Source organism: Nocardioides limicola (genome assembly GCF_016827675.1).
Classification (GTDB): Bacteria; Actinomycetota; Actinomycetes; order Propionibacteriales; family Nocardioidaceae; genus Nocardioides; species Nocardioides limicola.
This window is the reverse complement of the sequence record NZ_JAERJA010000008.1, coordinates 1-22437: the sequence shown is the minus strand read 5'-3', so window position 1 is coordinate 22437 and position 22437 is coordinate 1. Positions and strand designations below refer to the sequence as shown.

Sequence of the window (22437 nt, the reverse complement as noted above, 5' to 3'; positions counted from 1 at the left end):
GTCGAGCATCCTGTTGGCGGGCGGTGCGGCCGGGGCGGCTACCCACCCGGGACCCCGGACCGGGACCCGGAGACGTTCTCCTGGGCGCACCGGCTCCACGACTTCTTCGGGATGCTCGTGTTCGCCGGGCTGCCGCTGGTGCCGCTGGTGCACGTGGTCACGCTCAACGAGACACTCTGGCGGGTCGGCTCCGGGCTCACCGCCGCGGTGGTGATGGTGTTGGTGGCCGGGTTCGGGGCCGCCTGGGAGAAGGACTCGGCGCACACCGGGCTGTTCCAGCGCGGGGCCCTCATCCTCGGGCTCGGTTGGCTCGGCGCGCTCTGTGTGCACCTGATGCCCTGACCTCAGCCTGCCTCGGCCACCGCCTTCAACTTGGCCAGGCCGCGTTCGAAGTCCTTGCCGATCGCCTTGTCCATGCTGAACACCTTCATGAACACGGCGGCGAGGCCCGTGTTCTCACCGACCATCGTCCAGGTGACCTCGGTGCCGTCGGCGGCCGGCGTGATCGCGATCGTGGAGACGGACTCGGACCTGAACGGTTTGAGGAAGCGGACCGCGATCTCGACCCGGTCCGGACTCGAGGCGAGGATCTCCTGACTGCCGGCACCGGCCCGCCGATTGCCACTCCAGGTCATCTTCGCCCCCTCGCCGGAGTCGGGCCCGAGGTACTCCTGGACCATCTGCGGGTCGAGTTCCTGCCAGGGTGACCAGCGCTGGTGGGCACGGAGATCGTCCACCAGCGCATGCACCGCTGCCGGCGGCGCGCCGATGACGATCGAGCGAGAGACGGAGAAACCAGCCATGACAACCTCTTCGACGTGGGACGGGAGGGGACACCTGTCAGCCTAGGGGCCTGTCGGATGCAAGCCCAGCGCACTTCTGGCCTAGCCTTGGTGCTGTGGATTGGAAGCAGTACGACGCGGCACTCTTCGACCTCGACGGCGTGATCACGCCCACCGCCGAGGTGCACATGCGCGCCTGGTCGCAACTGTTCACCGAGTTCCTCACCTCCCGGGGTCTGCCCGACCCCTACACCGACGCCGACTACTTCGCTCACGTCGACGGGAAACCCCGCTACGACGGGGTCCGGGACTTCCTAGAGTCCCGGGGCATCTCGCTGCCCGAGGGCACCCCGGAGGACGACATCGACGTCCCGAGCGTGCACGGGCTCGGAAACCGCAAGAACGAGGCCTTCAACGCGGTGCTGGCCACGACCGGGGTGGTCGCGTACCCGGGGTCGGTGGCCCTGCTCGATCACCTGGCCGCCCTGGGGATGCCCCTGGCGGTGGTCTCCTCGTCGGCGAACGCACCGGCCGTGCTCGAGGCCGCCGGGCTGCTGGACCGCTTCGGCTCCATCGTTGACGGACGGGTCGCGGTGGCCCGTGGACTGGCCGGCAAACCCTCACCCGAGACGTTCGTGCTGGCCGCCGAGGAGCTGGGCGCGCCGGTGACCGGCTCGGTGGTGATCGAGGATGCGGTCTCCGGGGTTCGGGCTGGAGCCAACGGCGGGTTCGGCCTGGTCATCGGGGTCGACCGGGGGGCCGGCGCCGCCGACCTGACCGCCGCCGGGGCCGACCTGGTGGTCACCGATCTCGCCGAACTCGTGGACGGAGCGCCCGCATGAACCTCGCTGCGCTGCGAGAGCAGTCGATGGACCGCAGTCGGTTCCCGATCGACGAGTGGGCGCTGACCGAGACGTCGTACCACGAGGAGGACCTGGGGCTGACCGAGAGCCTGTTCACGGTCGCCAACGGCTACCTCGGGATGCGCGCCAACCCCGAGGAGGGTCGGGACGCGCACGCGCACGGCACCTTCATCAACGGCTTCCACGAGACGTGGCCGATCCGGCACGCGGAGAACGCGTTCGGCTTCGCCCGCACCGGGCAGACCATCGTCAACGTGCCCGACGTCAAGGTGATGAAGATCTACGTCGACGACGAGCCGTTGAACCTCGGCACCGCCGATCTGGAACGCTACGAGCGCGTCCTCGACTTCGCCAGCGGCGAACTGCGCCGGAACCTGATCTGGCGGACCCCGTCGGGCAAGCGGGTCCGCGTCGACACCCGCCGGATCGTGTCCATGACCGAGCGTCACCTCGCCGTGCTCTCGGTCGAGGTCGAGATGTTGAGCGGCTCGGCCCCGATCGTGATCTCCTCGCAGATCCTGAACCGACAGGACGGCGAGGACGAGTACCACGTGCCCGAGGCCGCCATGGGCGAGGGGATGGATCCGCGCAAGGCCAGCAGGTTCACCGGGCGAGTGCTGCAGCCCCAGCGGCACTCCATCGAGAACGGCCGGATGCTGCTGGGCTACCGGTGCACCAACTCGCAGATGACGTTGGCGGTCGCGGCCGAGCATGCGCTGATCACCGAGAACTCCTACGAGGTGGTGACCCGCTGCTCCGAGGACCTGGCCAAGATGGCGTTCCGGGTCGATGCCCAGGAGGGCGTCGCGGTCCGCCTGGACAAGTTCTGCACCTACCACACCTCGCGCGGGGTGCCGGTGCGTGAACTCGTGGACCGCTGCGAGCGCACCCTGGACCGGGCCAGCCGCCAGGGCGCTGACCGCCTCCGCGCGGACCAGAAGCAGTGGTACGCCGACTTCTGGGACACCGCCGACGTGATCGTCGCCGATCAGCCTGAGGTGCAGCAGGCGATCCGGTACAACCTCTTCCAGTTGGCCCAGGCGTCCGGGCGCGCGGACCGCGAGGGAGTGGCCGCCAAGGGGATCAGCGGCTCGGGCTACGAGGGCCACTACTTCTGGGACACCGAGGTCTATGTCGCCCCGTTCCTCACCTACACCCAGCCGCAGTTGGCCAGGAACGTGCTGCACTTCCGGTTCCGGATGCTGCCCGCCGCTCGCCGGCGGGCCCGGGAGTTGGCCGAGACCGGCGCGCTCTTCCCGTGGCGGACGATCAACGGCGAGGAGGCCTCGGCCTACTACGCGGCGGGGACGGCCCAGTTCCACATCAACGCCGACATCGCCTATGCGCTGAGCAAGTACGTCGACGCCACCGGGGACACCGAGTTCCTGATCCGCAACGGCATCGACATCCTGGTCGAGACCGCCCGGATGTGGGCGGGGCTGGGGTTCTGGCGCTCCAACGGCGAGAAGTCGTTCCACATCCACGGCGTCACCGGGCCGGACGAATACACCACGGTGGTGAACAACAACCTGTTCACCAACGTGATGGCCCGCTACAACCTCGAGCGCGCCGCCGCCGCGGTGGACCTGATCCGCGACCTCGACGCCACGGCGTACCAGCAGATGGTGGAGCGCCTGCAGTTGCAGGCGCTCGAGGTGGATGAGTGGCGCCGCTGCGCCGCCGGGATGACGGTGCCCTACGAGACCGAGTTGGGCATCCACCCCCAGGACGAGCATTTCCTGGATCGGGAGGTGTGGGACCTGACCCACACTCCGGCCGAGCTGCGACCACTGCTGATGCACTACCACCCGCTGGTGATCTACCGGTTCCAGGTGTTGAAGCAGGCCGACGTAGTGCTGGCGATGCTGTTGCAGGGGGATCGGTTCACTCTGGAGGAGAAGCGGGCCAACTTCGAGTACTACGACCCGATCACCACCGGCGACTCGACGCTCTCGGCGGTCGTGCAGTCGATCATCGCCGCCGAGGTCGGACATCAGGAGGCGGCACTGAAGTACTTCCGCGCCTGCCTGCACGTGGACCTGATGGACCTGCACCGCAACACCGTCGACGGCCTGCACATCGCCTCCGCCGGGGGTGTGTGGTCCGCGCTGGTCTTCGGCTTCGGCGGGATGCGTGACCACGGCGGTCGGCTGAGCTTCGATCCACGACTGCCGACCTCCTGGCCGTCGCTGTCCTTCGCGGTGCGGTGGCGGGGAGCCAGGCTGCGGGTCCGGCTGACCGCCGGCGCCCTCGAGCTCGCTGCGGAGCAGGTCGACGAGACCGGTGCGGACTGTGAGGTGCCCGTGCTGGTGCGCGGCACGCCGTATCTGGTCCGTCCGGGCGAGCCGGTGACAGTGCCATTGACCGATCAGGGGCCGATGCTGACCAGTGGCCTGGGGTCGACCCCGGCCACCGGCGCCCGCCGTGCCGACGGCACCAAGATCACCGCTGGGGTTCCGGAGCCGAGCGCGATCACCAACCCCGTCGAGACCCTCGGGCCGGTCTACGACCGCACCCACGACTAACCCACGACTAACCCATCCCTCTCTCCCCCCCCCCGAATTGGGCCTTATCCGCGTCGAGTTGGGCCCCATCCGCGCCGAGTTGGGCCCCATCCGCGCCGAGTTGGGCCCCATCCGCATCGAGTTGGGCCCCATCCGCATCGAGTTGGGCCTCGTGCCGTCAGGCGAATGCAGGCGCCATGGCCAACGGATGGGCGCCCCAGCGTCGTGTGAGCGCCGCGGCCAAGGCTCCGGCGTACGCCGCCAGCTCATCGTCGGCGGGCGAAGTAGCGGCGACCGCCAGGCGGCTGAGGATCATGGTCCGTCGTCCGGGACGGTGCTCGGTCCCATCATCGCCACCGGCCTGCCCGCCAGCCAACGCGTTGCCGAGGAACCAGCCAGCGGTGGCGAGGCAGAAGGCGAGGGTGGCGCGTCCGAGGGCGTCGTCGAACTCCGGCCCGCCCACCCACGGCAGCGCGCTGCTGACCGCTCCCCGGTACGTCGCACAGCCGCGATCGGCAATCGGGACCGGCAGTGCCCACGCGCACCAGCAACTCGGCCAGGGGACCCGGAGGTACGCGACATCCCAGGCCGGGTGCCGGAACTCGGCGAACTCGAAGTCCAGCAGCCGAACCCCGGCCGACGTGATCAGGTTGTTGTCCGGGCAGGCGTCACCAGGACTCAACACCCAATGCTCCGGTTGCTGCAGTGGGGCGGTGAGCCCAGTCCAAGCCTCGTGGAGGGTGGCCATCCTGGGCAGGCCATGTTCGAGTGTGAGTCGATCGACCTCCGCCAAACCCCGGTGCAGGGAGAGGTGTTCAGGCAGCCCTGTCGTTGACCCGAGTTGGGCCAGACGTGCGGTGTGTACGTCGTACCGCCCTGACGTGCCGGCGTGCAGGTCGGCAAGCCCCCGCGCCCACCCGAGCAGACCCTCCTCGGCGGCCTGCGGATCCTTGCCGAGCAGCCGGTCCGCCAGCGACTCGCCGCCACCGAGGTCTCGCATCACCAACACGGGCAGGTCGTGACTGACTCCGAGCAACTCGGGGCTGCCCAGCCCATGGGCCGTGTCGAGGCCCGCCGCCTCGTGGCGCCAGGTGCCGTTCGGGTCGTGGTGCGCCTTGATCACGACGGTCCGGTCGCCCTCGGCCGCGCGGAGGACGTCCGCGCGGGTGCCCTCGCGGATGACCTCCACCAGCTGCAGGCCCGGCGCGCCGATCGCGCGAGCGGCCGCGGTGAGGACTCGGTGGTGCCTGGTCATGGGTCGACCCTAGTGACGGGGAAGACCCAACTCGACGCGGATAGTGCCCAACTCGGCGCGGATCGGGCCCAACTCGACGCGGATGAGGCCCATCTCGACGCGGATAAGGCCCAACTCGGCGGGAGGGAGGGTCAGAGGGCGGCGGCGCGGACCACCATCACGTCGGGGAGGTTCGCGGCGACCTGGGACCAGGTCTCCCCCTCGTCGGCCGATCCCCAGACGGTGCCGTTGCGGGCGCCGACGTACACGCCGGGGACCTGGTGCTCATCGATGCACATCGCGTCCCGCATCACCCCGACGTAGAAGTTGTCCGGAAGACCGACTCGGAGCTCACGCCAGGACTCCCCCGCGTCGTCGGAACGCCACACCGCTGCCCGACCCCCGGTCGGGTGCCGACCCTCCGACCCCGACAGCGGGAAGACATAGATCGTCTCCGGCCGATGCGGGTGCACCGCGATCGGGAAGCCGAAGTCGGCGGGCAAGCCCTCGGCGATCGAGGTCCAACTGCCTCCCTCATCGTCGGAGCGGTACACCCCGCCGTGGTTCTGCATGAAGATCCGCTCCGGCCGGGCGGGGTGCCGCGCCATCTTGTGCACACACTGGCCGAACTCGGGGAACTGCTCTCCCTCGGGGAGGAACTCGGCCCTGACACCCTTGTTCCGGGCCGTCCAGGATCCACCGCCATCGACGGTCTGGTAGACGCCGCCGGAGGAGATCGCCGCTGTCAGTGAGGTCGGGTCCGTCGGATGCGGAAGCAGGGTGTGGAAGGCCTGGCCGCCGAAGCCTTCCCCCCACTCCGTGCGGTGCGGGTGGTCCCACAGGGCCCGCTCCAGGGTGAAGCTGCTCCCCCGGTCGTCGGACCTCCAGACCGCGCCGGGTTCGGTGCCCGCCCAGAGCACGTCGGGCTCGGCGCCGGCAGCCAGTTGCCAGATCCGTTCCACCGATGCCTCAGTGTCCTCAGGGAACCGGATCGCGTCGTCGGCGATTCGCCAGGTGCTGCCCAGGTCGTCGGAGTAGCCGAGCTGCGGCCCCGTCCACGGCGATGAGGTGCCGGCATAGAGGCGAGGCACCTCGCCGCGGGTGTCCACCAGGCAGGAGTACACCTCCTCCATGTTGAAGTGCGGGCCGTCGAGCTCCCAGCTCCGCCGGGCCTCGTCCGACTTCGCCAACCAGAGGCCCTTCCGGGTCCCGATCATCAGCACCGTGTCAGCCATCTCACTCTCCCACCTGTTGTGTTCCTAATTGGAACAGTAGTCTGTTGCCACCATGAGTCAAGACCTTCCGATCACCTCCTACGCACTGCTCGGCCTGCTGACCTTCGGCGACGAACTCACCGGGTACGAGTTGAAGCAGCGCGCGGACTCGACGTTGCGCTTCTACTGGGTCTCCCCGGCGATGAGCCAGGTCTACTCGGAACTGACCCGGCTCAGCAGTCGGGGCCTGGTGACCGCCCACGAGGCCGACGGCCGTACGACGTACGCCATCACCGACGCCGGGCGCGCCGCCCTGACCACCTGGCTGGAGGAGACGCCGGCCGGCTTCAGCGTGCTCAAGCACCCGGTGGCGCTGCGGTTGCTGATCGGCCACCTGGTCTCGGTCGAGACCAACGTGAAGATGCTGCGCGATCATGTGGTCGCGCTCGACGACCAGCTGGCGGCACTGCAGGAGGTCCGCGAGGCGCTGCGTGGGGCCGACGCTCCGGGCGAGGCGTTCCACCACCCGGCGCTGGTGGCGGACTGGGGCTTGGCACACTACGGGAATGAACGCGACACGATCCTGGACCTGATCCGGCGCCTGGAGTGAACCCGTCCCACGTCCGCGCGATCTGGCTGGTGCTGCTGGCGATCGCCTCGGTCCAGTTCGGCGCCGCGATCGCCAAGGACCTGTTCAGTCAGGTCACGCCGACCACCCTGGTGTGGTTGCGGTTGGCCACCAGCGCCCTGTTGCTGACCCTGATCGTGCGCCCCCGACTTCGTGGCCGAAGCCGGGCGGACTGGTGGGTGGTGCTCGGCTTCGGTGCCTCGCTCGGAGTGATGAACTGGGCGATCTATCAGTCGTTCGCCCGCATCCCGTTGGGCATCGCGGTCACCATCGAGTTCGTCGGCCCGTTGGCGGTAGCCGTCCTCGGCTCCCGTCGGGTCCGGGATCTGGCCTGGGTGGGCCTGGCCGCCGTCGGGGTGCTGCTGCTGGGCGCCGAACGCGCCGAACTCGATCCGGTCGGCGTCGCCTTCGCCCTGCTCGCCGGGGCTGCCTGGGCGGCGTACATCCTGCTCAGCGCCGACACCGGGCGTCGCTGGCCGGGATTGGACGGGCTGGCCACGGCCAGCGTGATCGCCGCCGTCGGGCTGGTCCCCTTCGCCCTGAGCGCGGGCGGTTCGACCCTGTTCGACCCCCGGATCCTGATGCTGGGGGCGCTGGTGGGGCTGTTGAGTTCGGTGATCCCCTACTCCTGCGAACTGGTGGCGTTGCGCACCCTGGCGCCGGCCACTTTCGGCATCCTGATGAGCCTGGAGCCGGCTGCGGCGGCACTGGCCGCGATCGTGGTGCTGGGCGAGTTCCTCACGCTGCTGCAGTGGCTGGCGCTGGCCTGTGTGGTCGCGGCCAGCATCGGCGCCACCCGTGCTCGGCCGCCGCACACCGAGCCGGCGCCGGACTGAGGCGACGTGATCTCGGTCGCCAATCCCGTCGGTGGGCATGGTTGTAGGGGACAATCCCTGCCATGGCCTTGATGAGCACGCCTGAGCCCACCGGGTACGCCGCACCGACCCTCGTGCCGGCGCCGGAGTCCGACGCCCACCCCGGCAGCGGGCTGCGCTTCCACGACGTGGTCAGCGGCGACGGCACTCGGCTGCGGGCCTGGTCGACCAACCCGGTCGACTCCCCCGATGCCCCGGTGGTGCTGCTCTGCAACGGGCTGGGCACCAACCCCTACACGTGGCCGGCGCTGCTCCGTCCGGATGCCGGGGTGCGAGTGGTCTCCTGGTATCACCGTGGCGTGGGCGGCTCCGAGCGGCCGGCGAAGCGCACCCACGTGCACATCGAGCACTTCGTCGATGACGCGATCGCCGTCCTGGATGCGTTCGGGATCGACGCAGCCCCGGTGATGGGCTGGTCGATGGGCGTGAACACGATGTTCGAACTGGCCGCCACCCACCCCGAGCGGGTCACCGGCCTGTTCGCCGTCGCTGGTGTCCCGGGCCGCACCTTCTCCACGATGCTGCGGCCGCTGCGGCTGCCGAACCCGCTCAACGAACTGATCACGGTCAACCTGGCCCGGGTGATGAAGTACGCCGGCCCGTTGACCAGCCCGATCGCCGCCGGTCTGCCGATGGGCCCCAGGAGCGTCTGGCTGGTCTCCCACTCGGGTTTCATGCTGCCGCTGGCAGATCCGAAGCAGGCCTCGATCGCGCTGCGCGACTTCCTGAGCACCCCGCAGGGGTGGTACATGCATCTGGCCCTGCGCACCCACCGGCACCAACGAGTGTCGCTGAGCCGGATCGCCGTGCCGACCTGGTTCGTGGCCGCCACCTGGGATCTGTTGGCCGGGGCCAAGGACATGCGCTCGGCCGCGGACCGGATCCCCGACGCCAGGTACGTCGAACTGCCGGGCAGCCACTTCATCGCGATGGAGAAGCCGGACGAGGTGCACGTGCTGCTGCAAGAATTCCTCGATGGGCTCGACTGAGCGCCGCACCCGCTGGGAACTGGCCGGTGCGGCCACCGCCGGCTACGGCACGACCTTCGCCGCGCTGGTGGCCTCCGGTGCGGATGTGGACGGCGAGGCCCGGCTGGCCGACGCGCTGGCCCCGCGGGGAGCCCGGATCCTGGATGCGGGCAGCGGGATGGGCCGGGTGGCGGCCTACCTGACGGGGCGGGGCCATCGCGTGCTCGCCGTCGAACCCGACCCCACGCTGGTCGCCCAGTCGCTGGCCACCTACCCCGACGTACCGGTGCTCGAGCTCGACATCCTCGACGTCGATGCCGACGCCTTGGCCGCGACGGGTGGCCCGGTCGAGTTCGACCTGGTCGTGGCGGTCGGCAATGTGATGGTCTTCCTCGCCGAGGGCACCGAGCGCGAGGTGCTCGAACGGTTGCGGGACGTGTTGGCGCCCGGCGGTCGGCTCCTGGTCGGGTTCCATCTCGACGGCGGCCCCGCGACTGCCCGTCGCTACTCGGCCGAGGAGTTCTCCGCCGACGTGGTCGCAGCCGGGCTGCGAGTGGACCACCGGTTCGGCTCGTATGAACTGCATCCACCCGATGATGAGTACGCCGTCTGGGTGCTGTCGCCGGCAGTCGCGACGGGCATCGGCCACGAGCCGCCGCCGATCTGACCGGGCGTCTGCCACGATCGTAGGCATGCGGACGGTGATGGCGATCCTGATGTCGGTGCTGCTGGTGGGGTGCGGCACGACGGTCGATCCACCCGAGCCAGGCACCCCGACCAGCGAGGAGCCGGCTCCGGAGACCGATCCGGACACGACCGGTGACCCTGAGTCGCCGGGTGAGCCTGAGTCGCCGGGTGAGCCGGCGATCGTCGAGACCATCGCCGAAGGGCTGCACGTCCCGTGGGGCATCGCCTTCCTCGACGACGGCACCGCGCTGGTCACCGAACGGGACACCGCCCGGGTGCTCGCGATCCGCGCTGGTGAGTCCCCGACCGTGGTCGCGGAGATCGACGTCGCCGCGCCGACCGGCGAGGCCGGACTGCTCGGGATCGCGGTCAGCGAGGACGCCGACGTCTTCCTCTATGTGAGCACCGAGAACGACAACCGGGTGCTGCGGACCCGGTTCGCCGGCGGCGGGCTGGGGCCGGGTGAGGTGATCCTGTCCGGGATCCCGAATGCCCGGATCCATGACGGCGGCCGGATGATCTTCGGCCCGGACGGGTATCTCTACGTGGCCACCGGGGACGCCGCGGTCCCTGGGCTGGCCCAGGACCCCGGCTCGTTGGCGGGAAAGATCCTGCGGGTCACCACCGACGGCGACCCGGCCCCCGGGAACCCCAACCCCGACTCCCCCGTCTGGTCGCTGGGACACCGCAACGTGCAGGGCCTGGCCTTCGACGACCAGGATCGACTCTGGGCGAGCGAGTTCGGCGCGAACGCCTGGGACGAGTTGAACCTGATCACTGCCGGCGGCAACTACGGCTGGCCTGCTGTGGAAGGCATGGGAGGCAGCCCGGAGTACATCGACCCCATCCACGTGTGGCCGCCGGCCGACGCCTCCCCGTCCGGCTTGGCCTGGTCCGACGGCCACCTGTGGATGGCCGCACTGCGCGGGCGACGCCTGTGGCGGATGGATGCCGACGGAGGGGAGCCCGCGGCCTTCTTCACCGGGGAACTGGGGCGGATCCGCACTGTGGTCGCCGCCCCCGACGGCACTGTGTGGCTGGCCACCTCGAACACCGACGGCCGCGGCGACCCGGTGGACGGCGACGACCGGATCGTGGCTGTGCGGACCCGCTGACTGACGCCTCCGGTCGCCCTCGACGTCCACTCTGACCGGCTGCAGACCCTGCAATCCACAAGCGTGGCTCAACCACCCCAGCCCGCGCCTTAGACTCCTGCCTGTTGACTTGGCAGCGAGTACGACTCTCGGGGGTACAGGGATGCTGGATCAGGTGTTCAAGGCCGCTACGCGGCTGGATCAACTCGTCGCGGCCGCGATCCGTTCAGACATGGAGCACCGTGGCTTCGACTATCACGGCCCCGGGGTCTACTCCCAGGGGGATCTGACAGGGTTGCGACTCCAGGTGCAGAACGCCACCGTGCGCTGGGAGTATCGGGCCGCCTACCCCGGTGACACCGCGGGCGACATGATGCGTGATCAGTTCGACGCCCAGGCCCAGCACATGCAGGAGGTCCTGCAAGAGCAGGTCTTCGGCTTCTGGCCAGCGCAGCTCCATGAGGTCTTCGCGCCGTGGTTGCCCGGCGCCCTGCCCTCGCCGTTGCCGTTCCTGATGGGCGCCGCCCAGGTCAAGAGCGGAGCTGACGAGTTGGCGGTCGATGCGCACCTGGACCCAGCTGCTGGCCGCTATCCCGCAGCGAACTCCCGTCTTGCCAACGATCTCAACAATCTCTACACCCTTGCCATGTCCCTCGACGGGCTCTACATCGAGAACTTTGCAGCGGACTTCCTAGGACCCCTCAGGATGAGCGTGGGATGCCAGCATTCCCTTGTCTCCCTGCTGCACATCACTTTGGCCAGCGAAGCGGAGCTTTGGAGCAGGGCCGCAGCCGATGTGGCGGCGATCCAGACCCAGGCCGTTCAAGCCATGCTGGCCTCGGGGCCAAACTCCGGGGGATCCATGGACTGGCGGCCGGTCCTGACCGTTGTCGGCACGATCGCCGCGGCCGTCGCCACCTTCATGACCGCCGGCACCGCGGCGGCCGTTGCGGCTGGCCTCACTTCCGTCGGCGCGCTCACGGCGGCTGACCTGTTCAAGCCCACTGAAACCAGCGACCGCGAGGAGTTGTCGCTCGGCGGAGCCAGCCCACGAGAGGTGCTCGAGTCGGTCAAGAAGGCCCTGGCAACTCTCGGGGGTGCGATCAGGGAGGTGGAGGAAGCCGCGGCCGACGCATTGGTTGATGCAGCGAAGAAGGCGGACGCCGGTGGGTTCGCCCTCGCCCGCCGCGCACAGGCGTCCCCGTCCGACGCCTTGGACCGGCAGTCCTTGGTCACTCTCAACAAGCGCAAGCTCAGCCGCATCATCGACCTCTATCTCCCGTCCGTCGCCACTGATCTCCGCCAGGCTCGTCAGCCGTTGGGATGGAGCGAGTCCGGCCCATGGCAACGATCGGGCTCGATCGGATTCGGGGACACTGGTCCCTTGCGTGAGTATCAACGCACCCAAGAGGCGGCGATCGAAGTGCTCACCGAGACGATTCGTGACCTCGAAGCGGCTGAGGAGGCCCTCCGGGCCACCGCGCAGGAGTTCGACCTCATCGATGAGGTTGCGGCGGCGGAGTTCCGTGCATTGGCCGAACGCATCGCTCAGGAGAACATCAACGATGTCAACTGGTGAGCTGCCACGGCTGAGGATCGTGCTGGCCACACTGGCCTGCGTCGTTCTGATAGCGGCCTGCTCCATGAGCCCTGATCTGCCCGACGGGATCATGGCCGAACATCGGCCCATCGATGTCACCGGGACCGACCTCTCCGTGCAGGTACCCGGAGGCAGGATCGGCGTCACCATCGGCGAACCCGTCCCCCACATCAACCGTCCCAACGATCGACCCCTCACCCCCAAGCGCGACCGAGCCTTCCTGCCGGTCAAGGTCTTCTTCGAACGCGAGAGACGGCAGCATCCGCTCTCCACTCTCCTGTCCACGGACGAGTCCGTGGCGACACTCTCCTTGCGAATCGGCGAGTACCACTATGAGTTGGGACAGCAACACGTCAACGCCTACGGCCTCCGGCAGTCCCACTATCTGCACATCCACGCTGACCCCGAGGCCGAGACCGAGCACGACCTCGAACTCAGCGTCGAGTTCGCCGGCGTCACCCAGCGCGTCGACACCACCGGTCACCGCGACACCGGCCTCGCGCAGGTGCTCTACGACACCGACCCCGCCTACGCCTCACTCGACTGCCGCGACGACGGCTGGGGGCACCCCCAAGCCAGCGCATACACAGACTGCCTCTTCTTTCTGGCCCGCCACCCCTACTCCCCCACTCTGGGCTGGGCCCAGACACTCGGCGACGACTACACCTGGGTCACCCTGCAAACAGACATGCGAGTCCGATTGGCTCGATTCTTCGAACGTCCCGACGACGTGACCGACGACGTGACTGGCCTGTTCGGCAGGGCCTGCCAGCAGGACCCCCGCCGTCCTTCCTCCACCACCCTCCGCCTCGACGGCCAACCCATGCACACCGACGTGAGCGCCACCACCAACGACAGACCCGAGACGGGAAACCCGGGCGACGAACTCGCCCAAGCCCTCACCCGCCTTCTGGGCCAACCCGGACCCACGTTCTTGGCCCGCACCGCCCCCAGCCACGACCTCGAAATCTCCACCACGTTCAACTGCCTGGACGCAGCCGAGAACCCCCACTCCCTCGACTACACCCGCACCTTCACCATCACCTGGTAGCGACCCCCCGCCGGCGCAGCCCTCCCGGGATTCAGCGACGACTCGTCACCGCCCGCCGGGACGCCCGCCGCAGTGTCGCCAGCACCGAGGGGCCGAGCACCGCGAGGGCGACTGCGGTGGTGATCGCCCGGCCGCTGTCGAAGGTGCTGGTCGAGGTGAGCAGGGTGTACGCCGCGAACCGCTGCAGGTTCTCCCATATCGGCGCGCCCGCGAGGTAGGACAATCCTCCGGTGGCGCCCGGCACCTCCACCCCGAGCAGGAAGGGCCACCCGGACAGGTTCAGGAAGAGCCCGTACACGTAGGCAGCGACCACCCCGTAGCAGATCAGCATCACGATCTCGGCCCGGCCGTCGACCCGGCGCGGCAACAACCCCGCACACATCCCCACCCAAGCTGCCACCAGCATCTGGAACGGCAGCCACGGGCCAACCCCGGCGGTGACCAACGCGGAGGCGAACAGCGACGTACAGCCCAGCGTGAAGCCGAAGCCGGGCCCGAAGACCCGGCCGCCCAGGATCAGTAGGAAGAAGACCAGTTCGACTCCCCCGGCGCCGGCACTGAGTCCGCGCAGCACCGCATTGACTGCAGTGAGTACGCCGAGCACCGCGAGCACCCGGGCGTCCATGCCGCCCTCGCTGAACTCGGCCAACACCACCGCCAGCACCAGCGGCAACAGCGCCAGGAACAGGAACGGCGGATCCACCCGGGCGCCCGGCTCGACGCTGAGCAGCAGTGGCCACAGCAGCATCAGCAGCCCGGCCAGCGACGCCGCAGCCAACACCGCTGCCGACCGCAGACCCAGTGGGATGGCCCGGTTCATGCGCGCTCCCGGGCCGCGACCACCTCGTCGACGGTCAGCCACGGTGGGCCGAGGATCTTGGTGACCTGCGGGGCGAACGACGGGGACTCGGCGACCACGTCTCGCACCGGCCCGGCCGAGACCACCTCTCCGTCAGCGAGCACCAGCACCCGGTCGGCGACCTGGGCGACGAACTCGACGTCGTGGCTGGCCACCAGCACCGCCAATCCGTCCGCAGCCAATCGGGACAGGTGGCTGCCCAGCGCTCGCTTGCCGGGGTAGTCGAGTCCCCGGGTGGGCTCGTCGAGCAGCAGCGCATCGGGGTCGCTGGTCAACACCACCGCCAGCGCCAACGCGAGCCGTTGGCCCTCGGACAGGTCGCGCGGGTGCCGGTCCCCCGGGATGCCCGGCACCAGCGAGTCCAGGATCGACCGGCACCGCCCGGCAGACGTGTCGTTGCCCTCGTCGGCTGCCTCACACTCGGCGGCCACGGTCTCCAGGTAGAGCAGGTCCGCGGCCGTCTGCGGCACCAGCGCCACGGTGCGCCGTCGCTCCGCCGTCGCCATCCGAGCCGGGTCGCCGGCCGGCGTACTGACGGTGCCCGAGCGCCGGGCTCGACCGCCCTGGAGGGTCCACAGCAGGGTGGACTTGCCGGAGCCGTTGCGACCCATCAGCGCGGTCACCTCCCCCGCGGCCAGGGTGAGGTCCACGTCGCTGAGCACCGTCCGGGTCCCGTGCGCGACGCTCACCCCTCGGGCCACCACCACCCCGAGTTGGGCCTTATCCGCCCCGAGTTGGGCCCTATCCGCACCGAGTCGGGCCCTATCCGCGCCGAGTTGGGCCTTGTCCACCCCGAGGGGCGTCTGCCGCGCCAGCCGGCGTGCATCACGCACCGTGAGGGGCAACGGCGACCAGCCGAGGGCCCGGCCCAACTCCACGATCGGCGGCGCGATCGGCGCATCCGCCAGCATCGCGGCCGGCTCGCCGATCCGCACCCGTCCGTCGGCGACCAAGCAGATCCGGTCGGCGAACGGGATCACCCGCTCCAGTCGGTGCTCGGCGAGCAGCACCGTGAGGCCGAGGTCGTGCACCAACCGGGAGAGGGTGGCCAGCACGTCCTCGGCTGCCGTCGGATCCAGCGCCGAGGTGGGTTCGTCGAGCACCAGCACCTGCGGGTGCATGGTGAGCACCGACCCGATCGCCACCCGTTGCTGCTCACCACCGGACAGGGTGCGCAGTTCGCGATGCCGCAGGTCGGCGATGCCGAGCAGGTCCAGGGTCTCCTCCACCCGTCGGCGCATGGTGGCCTGGGTCAACCCCAGTTGCTCCATCCCATAGGCGAGCTCCTCCTCGACGCTGTCGGTGACGAACCCGGCCGCCGGATCCTGGGCCACCGCACCGATCAGATGGGCACGCTCCCGGGGCGGCAGTTCGATCACCGAGACGCCGTCGACCAGCAGGTCGCCTCTCAGCTCGCCGCCGGTGAACCGAGGCACCGCCCCGGTGACCACCCCGAGCAGCGTGGACTTCCCGGCGCCGGTGCGCCCGGCCACCAGTCCCAGCTCCCCCTCGGCCAGGCTCAGGTCGACACCGGTCAACGCAGGGTTGCCGTCGAAGGTCACCGACACATCGCGGAACTCGATCATGCCGCCACCTCGACCGGGGCTCGCGTCTCCGCGCGGGTGGCTGGCGGTGCCAGCACCGCCGGGAGTACGCCGATCAACAGGGCGACCAGGACCGGTCCCGGTACGCCGGGCCAGGACATCGGCGCCGGGTGTGCCACGACGACGTCGAGGCGCGCCAGCAGCACGCCGGTCACGCCGACCATCAGGCCGCTGCCGGCCACCAGCAGCTCCGGGGTCCGCCATCGGTCGGGCCGGTACCGGGTCCGGGTGACGGTGCGCCCGGCATGGGTGAGCCCGATCAGCGCCACCGCAACTCCGCCGAGCAGCAACGGATGCGCCACCACACCGGGCACGGTGCCGTCCAGGACGGCGTACACGCCGAGGCAGACCCCGAGCAGCCCGGCCAGCATCAGCGCGCCGGTGACCAGCCGCTGCCGTGCCGTCAGGTCACCGGTGCGTCCATATCCGCGGGCGTCCATGCCGGCGGCCAGCGCCAGGGACCGTTCCAAGGCGTCCTCGAGCACCGGCACCAGGAACCTGCGCAGTCGCCCGACCCGGCCGCGGGGTCCCGGACGGAGCGCCTGCGCGGCCCGCACCCGGCGGACGCTGTCGGCCAGTTGCGGGATCGCGGTGACCGCGACCACCAGCGCGGTGCCGATCTCGTAGAGCGCCGGGGGCAGCGACTTGAGCAGACGTTTCGGGTTCGCCAGCGCATTGGCCGCGCCGATGCACAGCAGCAGTGCCGCGAGCCGCATCCCGTCGTAGAGGCTGAAGAGGAGTGATTCGCCGGTGACCGGCCCGAGCAGGATCAGGTCGGTGGGCCAGAGCCGCAACTGCGGCAGATCCCACCACAGGTGGCTGCCGTGGGAGCCGCCGAGCAGGATCCGGAACAGCACCCGGATCACCACCACCGCCACCGCCAGCCAGCAGTAGAGCCGGAAGGCGCGTGCCCACGGCTGGTCGGAGCGACGTCTCCACACCACGGTCACCGCGCAGCCGACAACGGTGAGCAGGATGACCGGGTTGGTGGTCAGTGAGGCGGCGATGCTGAGCCCGATCGCCCAGACCCACCAGGCCACCGGGTGTAGGTCCCGGGCCAGCCGGGTCACGGCCGTCTCCGGCGCAGCTGGATCAGCAACGCCAGCGCCCCCAGCACCACGGCGATCCCCGCCCACACCACGGCGTCCGGCACCCCGCCGTCGTCGCCCTCCTCGGCGTCCTCGCCCGTGGACGTGGCGAGGGACGGCTCCGCGCCGGGCCAACTGAACCCGACCGCGCCGCCGACCGGGATCTCCAGGCTGTCCACGCCCAGGCTGGCATAGCTCCAGTCCGCATCCGCCGGCGCCCAGTAGAGCTTCCAGTAGCCGTCGGCGGGCGGCATGTTCACACATGCCAGGTCCGCAGGCAGCCCGTCGATCCGGCAGACCGCGCCGGGGAGCCGTCGTACCCGTTCCAGGGAGAATCCGGCCTCGGTGAACGCGGCGCCGGCCAGCAGCGGCTCAGTCGACTCGACGCAGCGTACGACGCGTTCCCCGGCCAGCGGGGTGGCGTCGACGACGACGCTGATCCCGGCGCATCGCGGCACCGTCACCGACACGGGCACGGCCGTCGATGCGGCCACCGGGAACAGGGTCCCGACGACCACCCCGACCAGCGTGGCCGCGCGGATCATCCGGCCTTCGGCCCCCACAGCAGCGCCGGAGCCGCCTGGGCGGTGGATCGACGCCACTGGTCGCTGGTCTCGGCAGTGACCCCGTCGGCGCAGCCGGCCTCGAGGACGTCGGCGTCCAGCGCGATGGCGCCGACGAGTTCGCTGGCGCACTCCTCGGTGACCTGCAGTCGCTGCAGCCAACCGGCGGCTGCGCTGGCGGCCTCGACCTCGCCGAGGACTCCGAAGGCCCATCCGGCGAGACCGGTGGAGTTCGCGTTGGCGCTCTCGTCTCCGGCGAAGGAGCCGTCGTCGGCCTGCTGGTCGCGCAGCCAGGCACTGGCCGCGTCGAGCTCGTCGTCGATGCCGATCTCCTCGAGCAGGATGATCGCCAGCGCGGTGGTGTCCACGGCAGCCGAGCCGGGGTCGGTGCAGCCCTGCTCGCTGTCGGTCTTGTCCTCGGCGAAGAAGGTCCGGAAGCCCCCGTTGTCGCACTGCTGGGCGAGGAGGAAGTCCACCACGTCGCCGGCCCGCTCCGAACCTGCGTCCGACAGCGCCCGGGCTGCGAAGATCTGTCCGACCGTGTTCGCGAAGTCGTCGGCGGCACCGTCGGCGATCCGCCCCGTGACGGGTTCGTCCTCGGCGACCAGCGCCTCCAGGCCGGCGATCAGGTCGATGCCACCGAAGTCACGGGCGTCCTGACCATGCTGCAGGGCGAACGCGGCAGCCTTGGCCACCGCACCGGAGTACACGTCCTCGAGGCCCCAGTCCACCCCGGTGGTGTACGACGCGATCCCGGACGCCAGCGCGACGGTGATCGCGTCCAGGGTGTCGTCGTGGCCGCCGATCGCCGAGAGTGCCATCCCGAGGTCGATGGTGAGCCCGTAGTCGACGAACTCGAACTCCTCGTTGACCACGGTGCCGTCGGTGAGCTGAGTGGGCAGCCAGGCGGCGGCATCGTGAGCGGCCTCGGCGTCGAACTCCACGTCGGCGCCACAGCCGGCGAGCGCGGCGATCATGACGGTGCCGGTGACGAGTGTGGCGAACCGCTTCATCGAACTTCCTTCCCGCTGCTGCAGGGGGAAGGAGTCAGCCCTCCCACTGTTCTTCCTCGACAGCGTTGGATGAGGACGCGTCGCGGCAGGTTCTCCGGCTCGCCGAGCCTGGGCTCGGCCTACGGTTGCGGGTCAGCGCCGGATTCGGACCGGCTTCCCCTGCTGCGGGCGTGGATCGGTCATGCCTGTCGGCATGGTGCCCCCGGGTGGGGACCGCGCAAGTCTACGCCGCGGCTCAGCTCAACTTCTCCAGGATCAACTCACGGACCCGTCCGGCGTCGGCCTGGCCCCGCATCTCCTTCATCACCGCGCCGATGAGCGCGCCGGCGGCGGCGACCTTGCCGTCGCGGATCTTGTCGGCGATGTCGGGGTTGGCGGCGATCGCGACATCGACCGCGGTCGACAGGGCCCCCTCGTCGGAGACCACCGCCAGGCCGCGCTTCTCGACGATCTCGGCGGGGGTGCCCTCGCCGGCGTACAGGCCTTCGAAGACCTTGCGCGCCAGCTTGTCGTTGATGGTCTTGGCGTCCACGAGTTGCTGGACGGCGGCCACGTCGGCCGGGGTGACGCCGAGGGCGTCGATCGACGTGTCGGTGTCATTGGCGCGGCGGGCCAACTCGCCCAGCCACCACTTCCGCGCGCTCTGCGCGGAGGCGCCGGCGGCGATGGTCGCCTCGACCAGGAGCAGCGCCCCGGCGCCGACGGTGTCACGCATCTCCAGGTCGGAGAAGCCCCATTCGGCCTGCAGTCGGGCCCGCTTCACGGTCGGGTTCTCGGGCAGCGTGCCACGCAGTTCCTCGACCCATTCCCGCGACGGTGCGACGGGCACCAGGTCGGGTTCGGGGAAGTAGCGGTAGTCCTCGGCGTCGGACTTCTCCCGGCCGCTGGTGGTGATGCCGGTGTCCTCGTGCCAGTGCCGGGTCTCCTGGAGGATGGACCCGCCGTCGGCCAGGATGGCGCCGTGTCGCTGCATCTCGAAGCGGACCGCCCGCTCGACCGAGCGCAGCGAGTTCACGTTCTTGGTCTCGGTGCGGGTGCCGAGGGTGTCCTGCCCCTTCGGCGCCAGTGACAGGTTCACGTCGGCCCGGATCGACCCTTGGTCCATCCGGGCGTCGGAGACATCGAGAGCCACGATCAGGTCCCGCAACTGGGCGACGTAGGCACGGGCCACGGCCGGGGCCTTGTCGCCGGCTCCGGTGATCGGCCGGGTCACGATCTCGATCAGCGGGATGCCGGCGCGGTTGTAGTCGACCAGCGAGTAGTCGGCGCCGTGGATCCGGCCGGTCGCGCCACCGATGTGGGAGGACTTGCCGGTGTCCTCCTCCATGTGGGCGCGTTCGATCTCCACCCGGAAGGTCTCGCCGTCCACGTCGACGTCCATGTAGCCGTCGAAGCAGATCGGCTCGTCGTACTGGGAGGTCTGGAAGTTCTTCGGCATGTCCGGGTAGAAGTAGTTCTTCCGGGCGAAGCGGCACCATTCGGCGATCTGACAGTTGAGCGCCAGACCGATCCGGATGGCCGACTCCACGGCCTTCACGTTCACTGCCGGCATCGCGCCCGGCAAGCCGAGGCAGACCGGGCAGACTTGGCTGTTGGGCTCGCCGCCGAAGGTGGTCGGGCAGCCGCAGAACATCTTGGTGGCGGTGTGCAGTTCGACGTGCACCTCGAGGCCGAGGGCGGGGTCGAACCGCTCCAGCACCTCATCGAATCCGAGCAGGTTCGCGGTGTTCATGCCATCTCCTCGGTGGTCGAGTGCCCGGCGAGGGACGAGCCGGGAGCGGCCTCGGTGGTCGAGTGCCCGGCGAGGGACGAGCCGGGTGTATCGAGACCCGGTGCCCGGTCCAGGAGTGGACCGCCCCACGCCTTCACCAGGCGCGCCTCGAGTGCGGCTCCGACGCGGTAGAGGCGGTCGTCGGCGAGCACCGGTGCGAGCACCTGGAAACCGGCCGGCAGACCGTCCTCGTCGGCCAGCCCGCTGGGCACCGAGATGCCGGGGACACCGGCCAGATTGGCGGGGATGGTGGCGAGGTCGTTCATGTACATCGCCATCGGGTCGTCGAGCTTCTCCCCCAGCTTGAATGCGGTGGTCGGCGCGGTGGGGCTGACCAGTACGTCGACCTGCTCGAAGGCTGCGGCGAAGTCGCGGGCGATCAGGGTGCGGACCCTCTGCGCCTGGCCGTAGTAGGCGTCGTAGTAGCCGGAGGAGAGGGCATAGGTGCCGATGATGATCCGGCGCTTGACCTCGTCGCCGAAGCCGGCGTCACGGGTGGCGCGCATCACGTCCTCGGCGCTGGGGTTCCCCTCGGGGGTGACCCGCAGCCCGTAGCGCATCGCGTCGAACTTGGCGAGGTTGGAGGAGGCTTCGGCGGGCAGGATCAGGTAGTACGCCGCCAGGGCATGCACGAAGTTGGGGCAGGAGACCTCGACGACCTCGGCGCCGGCTTCGACGAGCAGTTGGACCGATTCGTCGAAGCGGCTCATCACTCCGGGCTGCCAGCCGTCGCCGGCGAGCTCGCTGATCACGCCTACCTTGAGGCCGCTCAGGTCACCGGCGGCACCCTGCTCGGCTGCCTGCACGTAGGCGCCGACGGGCTGGTCGATGGAGGTGGAGTCGCGTCGGTCGTGGCCGCCGATGAGTTCGTGCAGCACCGCCGAGTCGAGCACGGTGCGGGTGACGGGCCCGACCTGGTCGAGGCTGTTCGCCAGCGCCACCAGGCCGTAGCGGGAGACCCCGCCGTAGGTGGGCTTCACGCCGACCGTGCCGGTGACCGCGCCCGGCTGGCGGATCGAGCCGCCGGTGTCGGTGCCGAGCGCGAGCGGCGCCTCGTACGAGGCCACCGCGGCGGCGGACCCACCGCCGGAGCCGCCCGGGATCCGGGTCAGGTCCCACGGGTTGCGGGTGGGGCCGTAGCCGGAGTGCTCGGTGGAGGAACCCATCGCGAACTCGTCCATGTTGGTCTTGCCCAGGATCGGCAGGCCGGCCGCCTTGACCTTGGCCACCACGGTCGCGTCGTACGGCGGCACCCAGCCCTGCAGGATCTTGGAACCGCAGGTGGTGGGCAGGCCGGTGGTGGCGAGCACGTCCTTGACCGCGATCGGTACGCCGTCGAGCCGGTGTGCGGGCTGGCCGGCCCCGCGGCGCGCATCCGAGGCGCGTGCCTGGGCGAGCGCCCCGTCGGCGTCGACATGCAGGAAGGCGTGCACGCCGCTGTCGGCGTCGCCGTCGACCTCGGCGATCCGGTCGAGGTGGGCCTGCGTGAGCTCGACCGAGGTGATCTCGCCCGCGGCGAGGAGTTCGGCGAGTTCGGCGGCGGACTTCTTGATCAGGTCGTTCACTGTTCGTCTCCCAGGATCCGCGGCACGCTGAACCGCTGTGCTTCGGCGGCAGGGGCCCCCGAGAGCGCCTGCTCGGCGGTCAGGCAGGGCTCCGGCACGTCGTCACGGAACACGTTGGTCAGCGGCAGCGGGTGCGAGGTGGGTGGCACGTCGTCCCCGACGACGCCTTGGATGGACGCGACCGACTCAAGGATCACGTTGAGTTGAGGGGCCAGGTGGTCCAGTTCGGCGTCGGACAGGTCGATCCGGGCGAGGTCGGCCAGATGGCGCACCTCGTCACGGGAGATCTCAGGCATGGGCTCATCCTAAGGAGTGGCAGGCCCGCACCTCAGGGGCGGCCCTGACCGCCACCGGGTGGCCCGGGGTCGACCGCAGCGTCCGAGGTGGGGTTTGTGGCCGGGCGAGGTGGGGTTTGTGGCCGGCCACCAACCCCACCCCGGCCGGCCCCAAACCCCCAATCCGGGAGGGTGGGGC

Annotated in this window: 19 protein-coding genes, 2 pseudogenes and 1 riboswitch; of the genes and pseudogenes, 10 read left to right on the top strand and 11 right to left on the bottom strand. The window is 70.0% G+C overall.

Going from position 1 to position 22437, the window contains the following annotated elements; translation table 11 throughout:
* Nucleotides 1-51: 51 nt before the first annotated feature.
* Nucleotides 52-342: pseudogene (locus JKG67_RS13510) on the top strand (DUF998 domain-containing protein); the annotation flags it as partial.
* A gap of 2 nt (nucleotides 343-344) precedes the next feature.
* Here JKG67_RS13510 and JKG67_RS13505 read toward each other — a convergent pair.
* The gene (locus tag JKG67_RS13505; protein WP_203337857.1) at nucleotides 345-803 is read right to left on the bottom strand and encodes an SRPBCC family protein; all 459 of its coding nucleotides are present in this window, start codon (nucleotides 801-803) and stop codon (nucleotides 345-347) included.
* 95 nt (nucleotides 804-898) lie between these two features.
* On the opposite strand from JKG67_RS13505, the gene JKG67_RS13500 reads away from it, so the two are divergent.
* On the top strand, nucleotides 899-1624 hold the full coding sequence (locus JKG67_RS13500) for an HAD family hydrolase (RefSeq protein ID WP_203337856.1): 726 nt from the start codon (nucleotides 899-901) through the stop codon (nucleotides 1622-1624).
* Nucleotides 1621-4170, top strand: a complete 2550-nt coding sequence (locus tag JKG67_RS13495) for a glycoside hydrolase family 65 protein (protein WP_238998448.1) — start codon at nucleotides 1621-1623, stop codon at nucleotides 4168-4170. The genes JKG67_RS13500 and JKG67_RS13495 overlap by 4 nt, the downstream gene beginning before the upstream one ends.
* 157 nt (nucleotides 4171-4327) lie before the next feature.
* On the opposite strand, the gene JKG67_RS13490 is transcribed toward JKG67_RS13495, so the two are convergent.
* Nucleotides 4328-5404 (bottom strand): phosphotransferase family protein, encoded by a 1077-nt coding sequence (locus JKG67_RS13490; protein ID WP_203337855.1) that lies wholly within the window; start codon nucleotides 5402-5404, stop codon nucleotides 4328-4330.
* A 131-nt stretch (nucleotides 5405-5535) separates the two neighbouring features.
* Nucleotides 5536-6618, bottom strand: coding sequence for a WD40/YVTN/BNR-like repeat-containing protein (locus tag JKG67_RS13485; RefSeq protein ID WP_203337854.1), 1083 nt, complete (start codon nucleotides 6616-6618; stop codon nucleotides 5536-5538).
* Between the two features lie 52 nt (nucleotides 6619-6670).
* On the opposite strand from JKG67_RS13485, the gene JKG67_RS13480 reads away from it, so the two are divergent.
* The 7 genes from JKG67_RS13480 to JKG67_RS13450 all read left to right on the top strand — a co-directional run bounded on the left by JKG67_RS13480 (nucleotide 6671) and on the right by JKG67_RS13450 (nucleotide 13500).
* Nucleotides 6671-7207 carry a PadR family transcriptional regulator gene (locus tag JKG67_RS13480; RefSeq protein ID WP_203337853.1) on the top strand — a complete coding sequence of 179 codons (537 nt, stop codon included), beginning with the start codon at nucleotides 6671-6673 and terminating at the stop codon, nucleotides 7205-7207.
* Nucleotides 7204-8061, top strand: coding sequence for an EamA family transporter (locus tag JKG67_RS13475; RefSeq protein WP_307816561.1), 858 nt, complete (start codon nucleotides 7204-7206; stop codon nucleotides 8059-8061). Before JKG67_RS13480 ends, JKG67_RS13475 begins: the two co-directional genes overlap by 4 nt.
* A 71-nt stretch (nucleotides 8062-8132) precedes the next feature.
* Nucleotides 8133-9089, top strand: a complete 957-nt coding sequence (locus tag JKG67_RS13470; protein WP_203337852.1) for an alpha/beta fold hydrolase — start codon at nucleotides 8133-8135, stop codon at nucleotides 9087-9089.
* Nucleotides 9076-9735 carry a class I SAM-dependent methyltransferase gene (locus tag JKG67_RS13465; RefSeq protein ID WP_203337851.1) on the top strand — a complete coding sequence of 220 codons (660 nt, stop codon included), beginning with the start codon at nucleotides 9076-9078 and terminating at the stop codon, nucleotides 9733-9735. The genes JKG67_RS13470 and JKG67_RS13465 overlap by 14 nt, the downstream gene beginning before the upstream one ends.
* A gap of 25 nt (nucleotides 9736-9760) precedes the next feature.
* Complete coding sequence (locus JKG67_RS13460; RefSeq protein WP_203337850.1) at nucleotides 9761-10870, top strand: PQQ-dependent sugar dehydrogenase; 1110 nt, start codon at nucleotides 9761-9763, stop codon at nucleotides 10868-10870.
* 142 nt (nucleotides 10871-11012) lie between these two features.
* Entirely contained in the window at nucleotides 11013-12428 is a 1416-nt protein-coding gene (locus JKG67_RS13455; RefSeq protein ID WP_203337849.1) for a hypothetical protein, read from the top strand.
* Between the two features lie 64 nt (nucleotides 12429-12492).
* The gene (locus JKG67_RS13450; RefSeq protein ID WP_203337848.1) at nucleotides 12493-13500 is read left to right on the top strand and encodes a hypothetical protein; all 1008 of its coding nucleotides are present in this window, start codon (nucleotides 12493-12495) and stop codon (nucleotides 13498-13500) included.
* Nucleotides 13501-13531: 31 nt separating this feature from the next.
* Here JKG67_RS13450 and JKG67_RS13445 read toward each other — a convergent pair whose 3' ends face one another.
* The 8 genes and pseudogenes from JKG67_RS13445 to gatC form a co-directional block, all read right to left on the bottom strand.
* Nucleotides 13532-14320: an ECF transporter S component gene (locus JKG67_RS13445; protein ID WP_203337847.1), complete on the bottom strand. Its 789-nt coding sequence runs from the start codon at nucleotides 14318-14320 to the stop codon at nucleotides 13532-13534.
* A complete protein-coding gene (locus tag JKG67_RS13440; protein WP_203337846.1) occupies nucleotides 14317-15945 on the bottom strand; it encodes an ABC transporter ATP-binding protein in 1629 nt (542 codons plus the stop codon). The genes JKG67_RS13445 and JKG67_RS13440 overlap by 4 nt, the downstream gene beginning before the upstream one ends.
* Nucleotides 15942-17033: an energy-coupling factor transporter transmembrane component T gene (locus JKG67_RS13435; RefSeq protein ID WP_307816560.1), complete on the bottom strand. Its 1092-nt coding sequence runs from the start codon at nucleotides 17031-17033 to the stop codon at nucleotides 15942-15944. The genes JKG67_RS13440 and JKG67_RS13435 overlap by 4 nt, the downstream gene beginning before the upstream one ends.
* Nucleotides 17030-17596: a hypothetical protein gene (locus tag JKG67_RS18580; RefSeq protein WP_238998447.1), complete on the bottom strand. Its 567-nt coding sequence runs from the start codon at nucleotides 17594-17596 to the stop codon at nucleotides 17030-17032. The genes JKG67_RS13435 and JKG67_RS18580 overlap by 4 nt, the downstream gene beginning before the upstream one ends.
* A complete protein-coding gene (locus tag JKG67_RS13430) occupies nucleotides 17593-18627 on the bottom strand; it encodes a prenyltransferase/squalene oxidase repeat-containing protein (protein WP_203337844.1) in 1035 nt (344 codons plus the stop codon). The genes JKG67_RS18580 and JKG67_RS13430 overlap by 4 nt, the downstream gene beginning before the upstream one ends.
* A gap of 91 nt (nucleotides 18628-18718) precedes the next feature.
* A riboswitch (cobalamin riboswitch) is annotated at nucleotides 18719-18784 on the bottom strand.
* Nucleotides 18785-18862: 78 nt separating this feature from the next.
* The gene (gene gatB / locus JKG67_RS13425) at nucleotides 18863-20359 is read right to left on the bottom strand and encodes an Asp-tRNA(Asn)/Glu-tRNA(Gln) amidotransferase subunit GatB (protein ID WP_203337843.1); all 1497 of its coding nucleotides are present in this window, start codon (nucleotides 20357-20359) and stop codon (nucleotides 18863-18865) included.
* A 98-nt stretch (nucleotides 20360-20457) separates the two neighbouring features.
* Nucleotides 20458-21963: pseudogene (gene gatA, locus JKG67_RS13420) on the bottom strand (Asp-tRNA(Asn)/Glu-tRNA(Gln) amidotransferase subunit GatA); the annotation flags it as partial.
* A complete protein-coding gene (gatC, locus tag JKG67_RS13415) occupies nucleotides 21960-22259 on the bottom strand; it encodes an Asp-tRNA(Asn)/Glu-tRNA(Gln) amidotransferase subunit GatC (protein WP_203337841.1) in 300 nt (99 codons plus the stop codon). The pseudogene gatA and the gene gatC, both read right to left, overlap by 4 nt.
* Nucleotides 22260-22437 lie beyond the last annotated feature (178 nt).